General features: G+C 73.5%; 3 protein-coding genes. All 3 read left to right on the top strand.

Annotated elements, in window-relative coordinates; all coding sequences use genetic code 11:
• Positions 1 to 826: acyltransferase domain-containing protein (locus tag ACIA5F_RS30630; RefSeq protein WP_399358676.1), on the top strand; the 826-nt coding region annotated here is incomplete at its 5' end.
• Positions 827 to 834: 8 nt separating this feature from the next.
• Positions 835 to 9633 (top strand): SDR family NAD(P)-dependent oxidoreductase, encoded by an 8799-nt coding sequence (locus tag ACIA5F_RS30625; protein ID WP_399358673.1) that lies wholly within the window; start codon positions 835 to 837, stop codon positions 9631 to 9633.
• 3 nt (positions 9634 to 9636) lie between these two features.
• Positions 9637 to 14735: beta-ketoacyl synthase N-terminal-like domain-containing protein (locus ACIA5F_RS30620; RefSeq protein ID WP_399358670.1), on the top strand; the 5099-nt coding region annotated here is incomplete at its 3' end.

The raw sequence follows: 14735 nt of genomic DNA, 5'->3' as shown, positions 1-14735 counted from the left end.
GGGTGATCTGCTGCGGTTGACGGCGTTGCGTGGCCGTCTGATGGAGGCGGGTCCGCAGGAGGGTCCGTTGGCGGGTGCGATGGCGGTGGCGCACACGGACGCGGATTCGGTGCGTGAGGCTCTGGTGGGGTATCCGGGGGTGGAGATCGCGGCGTTCAACGCGCCGCGCAGTGTGACGGTGAGTGGTCCGGTCACGGTGGTGGATGCGTTCTGTGCGGGGGTGTCGTTCCGGACGCAGCGGTTGACGGTGTCGCACGCGTTCCATTCCGCGGCGATGGAAGGCGCGGTGGCGCCGTTCGCGGAGGCGGTCGCGGCGACCCGGTTGCATGCTCCGAAGGTGCCGTTCGTTTCGACGGCGACGGGTGACTGGCATACGGCTGCCACGGCCACTGATCCGCGGGTGTGGGCGGAGGCGATCCGCCGTCCGGTCCTGTTCACGCAGGCTCTGGCCAGGGCGGGTGAGGCGGGGGGGAAGGTGTTCTGGGAGGTCGGTCCTCATCCGGTCCTGACCACCCTGGGGCGTTCGACGCTGACCGGCGACACTCTGGCCTGGCATCACACGCTGCGTCGTGATCACAGTGATCAGGGTGAGCTTCACAAGGGTGTGGCCGCGCATTACAGCGCGGGTGACACCGATATCGACTGGGCCGCGGTTCATGCGGGCAAGGGTCAGCGGGTCATGACCATTCCCACCTACCCCTTCGACCGACAGCGTCTCGTCGTACCCGCGTTCCGGGCGGCACCCGTCACCACACCGGCTGACCAGGGCCCCGCAGGTCACCCGCTGTTCGACCGTCACTACGTGAACCAGAGCGAGGAACTGTGACGCACCGCGTGGAAACCTACGAGAAGACGTTCGACGGGCGCGAACCGTTCATCGCCCAGCACCGCTCCGCCGGTGTCGGCATCCTGCCCGCCGCGGTGCAACTGGAAATGGCCCTGGCCGGCATCGCCCGTCGCCGGGGGTTCACCCCGCTCGAACTCTCCGAAGTCGCCTTCGTCCGGCCGTTCACGGTCGCCGACGACAGCCGCGGCACCGTCCGGCTCGACATCACCCCTGGAACCCCCGGAACTGCGGGAGCCCCCGGACCACAGACCCGGTTCGAGCTCAGCGGCGTCGGCGACACCGGACGGAAATCGCTGTCCACCGGCTCCGGTCGGGAGTTCCCGTCCGCGGAACTCGCCCCCGTCACCCCCTGGCACGTCCCGTGCCCGCAGAACGTCACCCCGGCCGAGCTGTACGGAAGCTGGTCGCGAGCGGGCCTGGAGTACGGGCCCGACTTCCGGACGGTGCGCGAACTCCACGTCGGGGACGGCACGGCCGAAGCGGTCCTGCACACCGCCGTCCCCACCCAGCCCTGGCACGCGAACCCCCTCCTGGTGGACGGGGTGTTCCAGGTGGTCAGCTGCGCCCTCCAGGAGCCGGCGGACGCGACCTCCCCCCGCCCGCTGCTGCCGATCGGCGTCGCCCGCCTCACCCTGCGCTCCGCGCTCACACCGCTCACGGCCGGTGTGACGGTCCGCGTGCGCCGCACCGGCGTCGAGGGCGCCTACTCGGTCGCCGACGCCCTCGTCCTCAGCCCCTCCGGTGAGGTCGTCGTCGAACTCACCGGTGTACGGATGCGACGCATGCCGACCCCCGGCTCCCCGCAGACGGCCCGCACCTCGCGGATCGCCACCGAGATCCGCTGGGCCCCCGCCCCCGCCCCCGGCTCGCGCTCCGCTGCGGCCGGTACCTGGGTGGTGCTGCACAACGGCGACCACGACACCCAGGGCCTCCAGGTCGTCCGGTCGCTGCGCGCCGAGGGCGCCCGTGTCGTCGAGGTCCTCCACGAGGCGCCGGACACCCCCGCCGGTGAGCGCCTGGTCCTGCCGGACCCCGACGAGGCGGCCTTCCGCACCCTCTGGGAAAACGTCGCCGATCCGGTCGCGGGCGTGGTCCACCTGTGGAGCACCGGCCCCGTCCGCCCGGCCGAGCCGGAACTGCGGGCCGGCCTCTACAGCTGCCTGGCCGCCGTGAAGACGCTGGGCGAACGCCAGCGCAAGGCACAGTTCCTCGTCGTCACCGAGAACGCGCAGCCGGTCGCGGCCGGCGACGCGCCCGCCCCCGAGCGCGCCGCACTGTGGGGTCTGGTCCGCACCGCCGCCATCGAGTACAGAGGGCTGCGCCCGCGCCTCGTCGACCTCGACCCGGCCTCGGCCGGGGCCCTCCTCGCGGAGCTGGGCGAAGGCCCGGTCGAGGTCGGCTACCGCGACGGCGTCCGCCATGCGCCCGAGCGGGTCCCGTACCACCACGTCGACCGCGGCCGGCCGGCGGTCCGGCGCGGTGGCCGCTACCTGATCCTGGGCGGTCACGGAGGGCTGGGCCTGGAGGTCGCCGCACGGTTCGCGCGGGAAGGTGCCGGGGCCGTCGCCCTGGTCAGCCGCTCCGGCGGGTCCGACGCCGTCCGCGCCCGGACCACCGAGATCGAGTCGTCCGGGTGCAAGGTCGCCTCGTACGCGGCGGACGTCTCGGCACCGGGGGCGCTGGCCGCCGTCGTGGCCGGGTTCCGGGGCGAGTTCGGCGACCTCCACGGCGTCGTCCACGCCGCCGGCACGCTCAAGGACGGGCTGATCCGCACGGCCACCGCCGACGACTTCGCCGCGGTCCTGCGGCCCAAGGTCGACGGCCTGCGCGAACTCGCCGACGCCGTCGCCGGGTCCACCCTGGACTTCGCCGTACTCTTCGCCTCGGTGTCGGGAGCCTTCGGCAACCTGGGACAGGGCGGCTACGCGGCTGCCAACACCTACCTCGACGCCTTCGCCCACGCCCACAAGGCACCCTGGATCAGCATCGACTGGGGGCTGTGGGGCGACGTGGGCATGGGCACCGCCGTCGCCGACCAGCTCAGGCGGCGCGGAGTCCGGCCGCTCGGTACGGACGAGGCGCTCGACGCGCTCATGACGGCGCTGCGCGGCGACGTACGCCAGCTCGTCATCGCGCACCCGGACGCCTCCGAGACCGGGGCCCCGGAAACCGGCGCCCCGAAGGCCGCCTCCGGCGCACCCGCCGTCACCGCCCCGGACTCCGCCGCAGCCGACCCCGTCACCCCGGCCACCGGGGAGCGGACGGGGGACGAGCTGGCACGGTTCATGGCGGAGCAGCTGAGCATCACCGACTTCGACCGCAGCGTGCCCCTCTCGGACTACGGCATCAACTCGATCATGAGCGTCGAGCTGTCGGAGGAACTGTCCCGCCGCTGGAAGGTTTCGCTGCCCGCCACGCTCTTCCTGGAGTACGGCGACTTCGCCGAACTGGCGCAGGCGCTCACCGACCGGTACGCGGCGACGCCCCCGGCCCCCACTCCTGCGGCCCCCGCTCCCGTACCGGCCGTCCCGGTGGCCCCGGCCGCCGCCGTCGTCGTCACCGAGGAGCCCGCGGCCCGTCCGGTGCGGCAGGCCGCCCCGGTGCCCGGCGAGACCGGCGCCCGGCACACCTCCGCCCCCGCTCCGCTCTTCGCCCCGCCCTCCGGTACCTCCGGCGCGTCCCGCAGCGGTGACATCGCGGTCGTGGCGATCGCCGGTGACCTCCCCGGAGCCACCGGCCTGGACGGCCTGTGGCCGATGCTGCGCTCCGGCGGCGACTCCTTCACCGAGGTCCCGGCGGCCCGCTGGAACATCGACGACCATTTCGAGGAGCACGGCCCCCACATGACGGGGACGTACTGCCGGACCGGTGCTTTCGTCTCCGACACCGACCGCTTCGACCCGAAGTTCTTCGGCATCTCCGTACGCGAGGCCGACGAGATGGACCCGCAGCAGAAACTGCTGCTGGAGCACGCCTGGTCGGTGATCGACGCCAGCGGCCTCACGGGCCGCCAGGACATCGGCGTGTTCGTCGGCGCGACCTACACCCACCACCGCGACACGCAGGGTCTCGAAACGGTCGGCCCGCACACCGCCCTCGGCTCCATGAACGCCGTGCTGGCCAACAGGATCTCGTACGCACTGGACCTGACCGGCCCGTCGCAGACGGTCGACACCCTGTGCTCGTCCTCACTGGTGGCCGTGCAGCAGGCCGTCACCGGTCTGCGCGCCGGACACTGCGGCGCCGCGATCGTGGCCGCCTGCAACGTCGGCCTCACCCCCTGGTACTACCGCAGCCTCAGCCGGCTCGGCGCCCTGTCCCACAGCAGGCCCCGGCCGTTCGACGACCGTGCCGACGGCTTCCTGCCCGGCGAGGGCGCGGTCGTGGTCATGCTGAAGCGGCTGGACGACGCCGAGCGCGACGGGGACCGCATCTGGGGTGTCATCCGTGGCACCGCGGTCAACCACGGCGGACGCGGCAGCGCCCTGCCCGTACCGCGCAGCGGCGCACAGGCCGCCGTGATCCGCGCGGCCCTGGCCGACGCCGGGGTGCCGGCCACCGGCATCTCCCTGGTCGAGACGCACGGAACGGCGACCCGGCTGGGCGACCCGATCGAGATCGCGGCGCTCACCGAGGTGTTCGGCGGCGACGCGCAGCGGCGCGACCCCTGCTTCATCGGCTCGGTCAAGGCGAACATCGGCCACCTGGAACCGGCGAGCGGCCTGGCCGGCCTGGTGAAGGTGCTGCTCTGCCTCCAGCACAAGGAGATCCCGCCGCTCGCGGGCTTCGCGTCGCCCGGCGCGCACATCGACTTCCCGCCCGGACTCTTCGTGGTCCCGACCGCACCGCGCCCGTGGCACCCCGAAGGACCGCGCCGCGCGGGCATCAGCGCCTTCGGCATGGGCGGAACCAACGCGCACATCGTCGTGGAGGAGTACGTCGCCGCAGGGCCCGCCACCCCGGCCGCCGCGCTCGACACCGCCCGGCCGCACCCGTCATCGGCCCCGCTCCCGCACGCCTCCCCGTCCCCGCAGCCTTCACCCTCCCCGGTGCGGGTCACGGCGCCGGAGCCGGCCGACGCGGACCGGGTGACGCGGGCACACCGCGTCTTCGGCGAGGAGACGGTGCCCGCGGCGCTGCTCGTCGCCCAGGCACTGGAACGGGCCACCGTCCTGACCGGGGTCACCCTCACCGCCCGGGCAACCGGCCGGCACCCGCTCACCAGCGACCTCGCCGAACGGGCGCCGGGGCAGACCGTGACGTTCCGGCACGGCGGCCGGAACATCGTGCACCTCACCCTGGGCGCACCGGAAGGCGCCGCGCAGGCACCCGCACCCCACGACGTCGACGCGCTGCGCGCCGGTTACGGCAGGACCCTGGCCCCGGCCGGCCTGTACGCGTGGTTCGCGGCGAAGGGCATGGACCTCGCCGCGCCGCTGACGGCGATCACCGGCATCCACTACGGCCCGGCCGGCGTGCTCGCCGCCCTCGGCGGCACCGAGGAGAACCCGCCCGTACGCACGGTCGCGGCGATCGACGCCGCGTTGCAGACCATGGCCGTGCTGACCCTGGCCGACCCGGCCGCCTCCCCCCTGACGTACCTGCCGGTGTCCATCGGCCGTATCGCACGGTGGGACGACCCGGCGCGGGCCGCCTTCGTACACCTGCGCTTCGCCGGACAGGACGACGACGGCACGCGCCGGGGCAGCGCGACACTGCTCCGCGCCGACGGCCGGGCCCTGCTCTCGGTCGAGGACGTGGTGTACCGGCCCCTGCCGAACACCGCGAACCCGTCCCTGCCCCAGGCCGCCACCCCGGCCCCGGCCCCCCTGCCGGGCCCGGGCCTCGACCGCACCGCGGACGGCCTCCCCGCCGACGACCGCACCGTCGACGACCGCACCGCCGGCAGTCGCGCGGTCGTCGAGGAGACGGTCCTCGGCCTCGTGCGCCAGGTCCTGCGGGACCCGGACGTCACACCGACCAGCTCCCTGTCGGCCGTGGGCCTCGACTCCATGCTGGCCACCATGGTCACCGTCGAGATCGAGGAGACCCTGCGCGTACGGCTGAGCCCCACGGACGTCCTGGCCGCCCGTGACTGCCGGGCACTGGCCGCCGTGGTGGCGGAACTCGCGCCCCGCGGCGCGGCGGAGCACACCCCCGCGCCGGCCCCGGCCGGAACCACCCGAGAGGCACGGCCGACCACTGCCGCCGTCACCTCCGTGACCCCGGAGCCCGCCCAGGCCAGGACACAGGACATGGCCGTCATCGGCCTCGCCTGCGCCCTGCCCGGCGCGGCGGACCCCGCCGGGTTCTGGTCGATGCTCTCGCGCGGCGGCACCGGGATCGGTCGCGTCCCGTCGGCCCGCTGGACCGGGGACGACAGGGCGGACGAGTCCGCCCTCGGCGGATTCCTGGAGAACATCGAGGAGTTCGACGCCCGCTTCTTCGACTTCTTCCCCAAGCAGGCGGAAGTGCTCGACCCCCAGGTCCGCTGGCTGCTCCGCAGCGCGTGGGAGGCGCTGGAGTCGGCGGGAATCCCCGCGATGTCGATGCCCACCTCGTCGACGGGAGTCTTCGTCGGCGCCAGCTACCAGCACTACAAGGACTACAACGTCGCGCCGGAACTCGACGCGCCCAGCGGCCTCGGCAACCACAACGCCTTCCTCGCCAACCGGGTGAGCTACTTCCTGGACCTGCGCGGTCCGAGCATGACGATCGACACGCTGTGCTCGTCCTCGCTGGTCGCGTTGCACACCGCCATCCGCAGCATCCGCGACGGCGAGTGCGAACAGGCCCTCGTCGCCGGTGTCCGGCTCGCGATGTCCCCGCTGCACTACGTCGCGATGCGCAACCTGCGCGCACTGTCCCCCACCGGGGAGTCACGCGCTTTTGATGCTTCGGCTGATGGGTTTGTGCCGGGTGAGGGTGTGGTCACGGTGGTGGTCAAGCCGTTGGTGGACGCGTTGCGTGACGGTGACCGGATTCGGGGTGTGATCAGGGGGAGTGCGGTCAATCATGGTGGTCGTACGAGTGGGTTGACGGTTCCCAGCAGTGGTGCGCAGCGTGAGGTGATCGCGGCGGCGTTGAGGGACGCGGGTGTGGGTCCGGAGTCGATCCAGATGGTGGAGGCTCACGGTACGGGTACGTCGTTGGGTGATCCGATCGAGGTGGAGGGGCTCACGCGTGCGTGGCGTGAGTACACGGACCGTTCTCAGTTCTGTGCGATCGGTTCGTTGAAGTCGAACATCGGTCATCTGGAGCCTGCGGCTGGTCTGGCGGGGTTGGTGAAGGTGCTTCTGGCGATGGAGCACGAGGTGATTCCGCCGACGTTGCACGTGACCCGGCCGAACGATCACATCCGGTTCGAGGACACGCCGTTCTATGTGGCCGACCGTCCGGTGGCCTGGCCGCGTACGGACGTTCCCCGCCGCGCCGCCGTCAGCGCCTTCGGCATGGGCGGGGCCAACGCCCACCTGATCGTCGAGGAACCCCCGGCCCTCCCGGCCCGTGTTCCCCTGACGCCGGAGAGCCACGTCCTGCGCATCACCGCGGCGACCGAGGAAGCCGTACGCGAACTGGCAGCCGCCTACGCCGAACGGTTCGCCGCCTCCCACGACGACCGGGAGACCGCCGACCTCTGCCACACGGCGAACGTCGGCCGCTCCCCGCTCGCCCACCAGAGCGCGGTGAACGGACGCGGCGCGGCGGAACTGGCCGAGGCGCTGCGCGCCGTCGCCGACGGCCGGACCACCGTGGTCCGCGCGGACACCACCCCGCCCGCCACGACGGACCGGACCCCCACGGGGACGGGCCCGGCCACCGACCGGCACACGGCCGTCGTGGACGCGGTGCGCGGCGGCGACACCCGCATCGACTGGGCGTCGCTCTCCGCACCCGGATCGAGGACGACCGAACTGCCGACCTACCCGTTCGCCCGTGGCCACCACTGGCACGTCCGCCCGTCCGCCGCGGCGGACCCGGCGGCCACGCCCGAGTCCACCGAGTCCACCGCCGCCCTCCGCACCACATGGCGCGCCCAGGAGGCCGACGGACCCGCCGCCGGGTCCACCGCCGGCCCGGTACGCGTCGTCTGCGCCGACCGGGGCACGGCGGAGCTGGTCTCCGCCGCCCTCCGCGACCTGGGCGTCCCCCTCGCGGCGGCGGACGCCCCCGCCACGGGCGTCATCGTGGTCGCCGCCCCGGCACCGGACCCCTCGAACGGCCCGGCAACGGACACGGAGCCGGACCTGAGCGGATTCTGGACGGAGCTGCGCGGCCTCGTCTCCGCACTGCCCCCGGGCGGGAGGCTCCTGTGGGCCGACAGCCGCTCGGCCGCCGTCCACCCCGAGGAGCGCGCCCGGCTGCTGCCCGAGGCCGCGGCCAAGGCCCTGACCGTACGGGCCGCCTGCGCCGAGAACCAGCTCGCCGCCACCGTGCTCGACCTGGACCCGCAGGACCCGGCGGGCGCCCGCGCCCGGCAGATCGCCGCCGAGTTCGCCGCCGAGTCCGGTGGGAGGGGCTCCACCTCCGACGCCGCCGCGTACCGGCGGGGAACCCGCTTCGTCCCGGAACCGGCCGCCCTGCGGCCCGGCCCGGCCACGGAACTCTCCGGGGACGGGTACTACCTGGTGACCGGCGGGCTGGGCGCGGTCGGCCGCCGCCTGACCGCCCACCTGATCACGTGCGGAGCACAGCGCATCGCCGTCGTCGGCCGCTCGCGGGCCGACGACGGGAGCACCGCCTTCCTGCGCGACCTGAACCGGCGGGCCACGGTGGAGTACCTGCCGTGCGACATCACCGACGAGGCCGCGGTGACCGCCGCCGCCGCCCGGTTCGGGAAGCGCTGGGGCCGGCTGCGGGGAGTGGTCCACTCCTCGGGCGGAGTCAACCCCTTCGGGTCGGTACGCCGCCGGAGCTGGGCCGACGCCGCCCGGGTCACCTCGCCGAAGATCCCCGGATCGCTCAACGCCGTACGGCTCGCGAAGGCCCAGGGCGCCGACTTCGCCGTCCTGGTCTCCTCGATCGCGGGCATCCTGCCGCAGGCCGGCCGCGGACTGGTCGACTACGCGCTGGCCAACGCCTACCAGCTGGCACTGGCCGAACGGGAACACGGCTCCGTCACGGCCGTCACCGCCCACGCCTGGCCCAACTGGGAAGGCACCGGCATGGAGGCGGACGCGTCGTTCGCCGCCGCGCACTCGATCACCGTCGACCAGGCCCTGTCCGGGTTCGCCGCACACCTGCGCTCGGGCGGCAGCGTCACCTTCCCCGGAAGCCCGCCCCCCGCCCCGGCCGCACAGCCCGCCCCGGCCGCCCGGCCGCAGCGGGAACAGCCGGTGCGGGAACAGCCGGTGGAACGACCGGTGCGGGAGACGCCGGTGCCCGCCGCCGCGCCGACCGGCGCACACCGGACGACCGCGGCGACCGAGGCGATGTCCGCCCTGGTACGGGACGCCTTCCGCCAGGTGCTCGGCGAGGACCCCGGTGACCGGGTCATCCGGGAACTCGGGCTGGACTCGCTGGCCATCGCCGACATCGCCACCGCGATCGAGCGCAGCAGCGGACAGAGCGTCGACCCGTCCCTGCTGATGCAGGTCCGCACGGCCGGTGACGTCGCCGCCCGGCTCGCCGACGAGGGCGAGCCCCCCGCGTCCGCGCCGCCCGCCACGCCCGTACCCGCGTCCGCGCCGTCCGCCGCCGGGTCCGTCCCGGGCCCCCGGCCGGCCCCGGCCTCCACCCTGAGCTCCCTGCTCCGGCCCCTGCTCACCCAGAGCCGAGGTCACTGAACCATGCGCAACGAACCGTACGAAGGGATTCCCGTGACCGAGGTCGACAGCCGCATCGCGGTGATCGGCATGGCCGTTCGGCTCCCCGGGGCCGAGGACACGACCGACCTGCGCCGCATGCTGAAGCACGACGCGATCGAGGTCGACGAGGTCCCCGCCAGCCGCTGGGCCCGCGACCTCTACCTCGGCGACGCCGCCCACCAGGGCACGCACCACCGCGCGGCCTTCCTCCAGGACCCGTACTCCTTCGACCACGAGGCGTTCGGCATCACCGCACAGGACGCGGTACTCCTCGACCCCCAGCAGCGGATCATGCTGGAGGTCGGCGCGCGGGCCCTGGAGGACGCCGGATACCTCTCGTCCCGACGCCGCCTGAACGCGGGCGTGTTCGTCGGCGCGCGCATGAACTCGTACGGCTTCGACCAGGGGCGCGGACTGTCGCCGACCCCGTTCACCTCGCCCGCCGAGGACGGCACCGGCCCCGCCACGAGCCCCCTGGTCCCCGCGGCCCTGTGGGGACGCTCCCCGAACTTCATCGCGACCTGGCTGTCGGACCGGTTCGACCTCTCCGGGCCGAGCATGGTCGTCGACACCGCCTGCTCGTCCTCGCTGACCGCGGTCTGGCTCGCCTGCCAGAGCCTCGCCACGGGCGCCTGCGACCTGGCGGTGGTGGGCGGGGTCGACCTCCTGCTCGACCCGCTGACCTTCGTCCTGCTCTCCCGCACCGGAGCCCTCTCCCCGGACGGGCTCTGCCACACCTTCGACGAGAAGGCCAACGGCTACGTCCCCGGAGAGGGGGCGGTGGCACTGGTCCTCAAGCCGATGGCCACGGCCGTCGCCGACGGCGACCTGATCCTCGGCGCGATCGCCGGGTCCGCGGTCAACAACGACGGCCGCACCATGGGCGTGACCACGCCGAACCTCGAAGCACAGGTGGAACTGCTCACCAAGGTCTACGAGAAGATCGACCCGACGACCGTCCAGTACATCGAGGCGCACGGCACCGGAACGGCCATCGGCGACCCGATCGAGGTACGGGCCCTCACCGAGACGTTCGGCCGGCTCGGCGTCGCCCCCGGATCGGTGGCGCTCGGCTCCTTCAAGCGCCGGATCGGCCACCTGCACTCGGCCTCCGGGCTGGCCGGCCTCGCCAAGATCATCACCTGCCTGGGCGACGGCCTGCTCCCGGCCACCGCGGTCGACGCGCCCAACCCCCGCCTCAGGCTGGACACCGGCCCCTTCCACCTCCCCACCACCGCGGCCCCCTGGCCCGCCGCGCCGATCCGGCGGGCCGGGGTCAGCGGCTTCGGCTTCGGCGGCACCAACGCGCACGTCGTGGCAGAGGCCGCCACCGGCCCCACCGGCGGTCCCCAGCGGAGCGCGGAGGTCCTGACCCTGTCCGCGGACACCCCGTACGGGCTGCGCGAACTGGCCGCGCAGTGGCTGGAGACCCTGCCGTCGGCGGCGGACGGCCTCGGCAGCCTGTGCGCCACGGCCCGGCTGGCCCGCCCGCACCGCGCCGTCCGGCTCGCGGTCTGCGGCCCCGACGCCCTCTCCCTCGCCGCCGCCCTGCGGACCCGCCTGCTGCGTACGGACGCCCCCGGCGCGGACACGACCCGTCGCACGGCCGTCGTCCGCCCCACGGACGCACCGGTCACACCCGGCTGGATGCTCGCGCTGAGCCGTTCCACCCCGGCGGTCCAGGAGATCGTGGACCTGTTCGAGGACGCGACCGGCAGCCCGCTGGCCTCCTTCTCGGGCGAGCTGCTGCGGATCTGTACCGGTGTCGCGCTGGCCGTGGCACTGCGGGAACTGGGCCTGCCCGAGCGGAGCGTGGAACTCCCGCAGGGCTGGGCACCGGTCGCGGACTTCGTGCACGGCCGCGCCTCCCTGGAACAGGCACTGGCCCAGGTGGTCGGCCTCGGCGACACGGCCGCGCACGACACGACGGCCCCCGGCGGACGCGTGGACGTCCGCGCACGGCTGGACGGTGCCACGGACGAGCGCGGCGTCGCCGCCGCACTCGCGGCCGTCGCCGCCGAACTGTACGAGTCGGGCCAGGACGTCGACTGGACCGCCTTCCAGGGGCGGACCGCGTGGACCAAGCGGCTCCTGCCGTCGGCCCAGCCGCGCGGACGCGCCCTGGACCTGGGCGAACCGCTGCGTTCCCCCGAGCCCGGAGCGCCGGTGCGCCTCGAATCCGACGGGGGCGCGGCCGGGTACGTCTTCTCCCGCCTCTTCGGGCCGGGCGAGGTACCCACCGCCCAGCACTCGGTGTACCGCAAGATCATGCTGCCGGGCGTCGCGTGGTTCGACTTCCTGCGCCAGGGAGCCGAACTGCGGGGCGACACCTTCCACGGTGTACGGGACGTGCTCTTCCACCGCCCGCTGATCCCCACCGGGGCGCGGCAGGTGGTGTGCCGGGTCGACGGAAGCGGTCGCTTCACGGTCGAGGACTCGGCCTCGGAACCCTTCGTGACCGGCCGGTTCGCCCCGGACGCGGGCCCGGCACCGGCCCCCGAGCCGCTCGACGCGCTGCTGGACACGTGCTCCGACGTCCACGCGGGCTCCACCCTGTACCGCTGGCTGCGCCGGATCGGCTACCACCACGGCCGCTACTACCGCAACATCTCCTGGGTGGCGGGCCTCCCGGACGGCGGCACCATCGCCCGGATCGAGGGCGGTCGCCAGCGCGAGATGAACCCGTCGGACGTCCAGCTGTTCCCGGGGCTGCTCGACAGCGTCACCATCGCCGCGATCGCACCGGACAACCCCGTCTTCGGCACGGACGACGCGACCGCCTTCATCCCCCTGTCCGCCGACCGGGTCCTCGTCCACGGCTCGCTCGAAGACGCCGCGTACGTCCGGACCCAGGTCTCCTTCTGGAACGAGGAGGCGTGCCGCGTCACGCAGACGGTCACCGACGTGGCGGGGAAGGTGCTGTTCGTCTTCGGCGACATCTCCTCCAAGCGCGTGCCCAGGCAGGCGTTCGGCGGGGGACAGGCGGCAGCCGCGAACACACCGTCACCGATGGCCACCCCCACGGCCACACCCGCCACTCCTGCCCCGGCTCCCGCTCCCGTACCTGCTCCGGCTCCGGCTCCGGGTCCGGTGTCCGCCCCTGCCCCGGTGTCCGACACGACTCCGGTCTCGGCTCCGGTTTCCGCTCCCGTGGGACGCGGGCCCGCGGGCGTCGTCTCCCACGGCTCGCCGGAGGTACGGGTCCTGGCCTGGTTCCTGCGCCTGACGGGCATATCCGCCGACCACGTCGACACCGAGTTCCTGTCGGCCGGGTACGACTCGGTGGGCCTGGTCGGCCTGAGTGACCGGATCTCCCAGGAACACGGCCTGTCCCTCTACCCCACGGTCTTCTTCGAGTACCCGACCCCCCGGGAGTTCGTCGCCTACCTGGTCGACGAAGCCCCCGACTTCGCCTCGACGGTCAGCGGCGGATCACCCGACACGGCGCAGCACCAGGCACCCGCCCTCCAGGCCACGGCTCCCCAGGCCACGGCCCTCCAGGACCTGGCACCGGCCGCGCCCGGCCCGGAACCGGTGCTGCCCGGTACACCGCGGCCGGCCGCCGTCACCACACCGAGGCAGGACCCGGCCGCCACTCCGGAGCCGGCGCCTCGGCGGTCCTCGCGGGACATCGCCGTCGTGGGCGCGGCGATCAGGGTGCCGACCGCGCACAACCTGGCCGACTACTGGTCGCTGCTCGCCGAGGGCCGCGACACGGTGGGCCCGCTCCCGGCCGGGCGCTGGAGCCGTCAGGAGACGAAGACCCCGCGCGCCTCCTTCCTGGAGAATGTCGACGAGTTCGACCCCGCCCCGTTCCGCATCTCCGCGCGCGAGGCCCCGCTGATCGACCCGCAGGCCAGGATCGTCTACGAGACGGTCTGGGAGGCACTGGAGGACGCCGGCCGCCTGGGCGACCGTACCGAGGACAGCCGCACCGGACTGTGGATCGCGTACAGCCACGACCACTACCACGAGGAGCGTTCACGCCACGAGGTGTCCGCAGGCCGTGGTCTGGGTCTGGAAGCCATGATCCCGAACCGGCTGTCGTACCTCATGGACTGGCACGGGCCGAGCCTGGTCGTGAACACGCTGTGCTCGTCCTCCCTGGTCGCCCTGCACACCGCGCTCCAGCACCTGCGCGCGGGTGACATCGACACGGCGGTCGTCGGCGGTGTGCACGCGGCGATCAGCCCCGAGTACTTCCGGTCGATGAACGAACTGATGGCGCTGTCCCCCCGGGAGCGCTGCTCCACCTTCGACACCTCGGCCGACGGATTCGTTCCCGGAGAGGGAGCCGGAGCGGTCATCCTGCGCCGGTACGAGGACGCCGCCCGCGACGGCGACCGCGTCCGGGGCCTGATCACGGGAGCGGCGGTCAACCACGGCGGACGCACCACCCGTTACTCGGCCCCGAGCCCGCGCGCGCAGCGCGAAGTCATCGCGGCGGCGTTGAGGGACGCGGGTGCGGGTCCGGAGTCGATCCAGATGGTGGAGGCTCACGGTACGGGCACTTCCCTGGGCGATCCGATCGAGATCGACGGTTTGACCCGTGCGTGGCGTGAGTACACGGACCGTTCTCAGTTCTGTGCGATCGGTTCGTTGAAGTCGAACATCGGTCATCTGGAGCCTGCCGCGGGTCTGGCGGGTCTGGTGAAGGTGCTTCTGGCGATGGAGCACGAGGTGATTCCGCCGACGTTGCACGTGAATCGGCCGAACGATCACATCCGGTTCGAGGACACGCCGTTCTATGTGGCCGACCGTCCGGTGCCCTGGCCGCGCACGGGGACGCCCCGCCGCGCCGCCGTCAGCGCCTTCGGCATGGGCGGGGTGAACGCACACGTGGTGGTTGAGGAGCCGCCGGCGGTTCCTGCGGGTCCGCGGATTCCTGCGCATGCGGAGTCTTCTGCGGAGGGTGGGTTGGTGCAGGAGAGTTTTGTGTTGCGGGTGAGTGGGGCGAGTGAGGGTGCGGTGCGTGAGTTGGCCGCGGGGTATGCGGGTGTGCTGGCTGGTGTTCCGGATGGTGTGGTGGGGGATTTCGTTTATACGGCGAATGCGGGGCGTGCGTCGCATCGGTTCCGTGT

The sequence above is a fragment of the Streptomyces sp. NPDC051567 genome (genome assembly GCF_044454165.1).
Lineage (GTDB): Bacteria > Actinomycetota > Actinomycetes > Streptomycetales > Streptomycetaceae > Streptomyces.
This window is presented reverse-complemented; position numbering and strand designations above follow the sequence as displayed.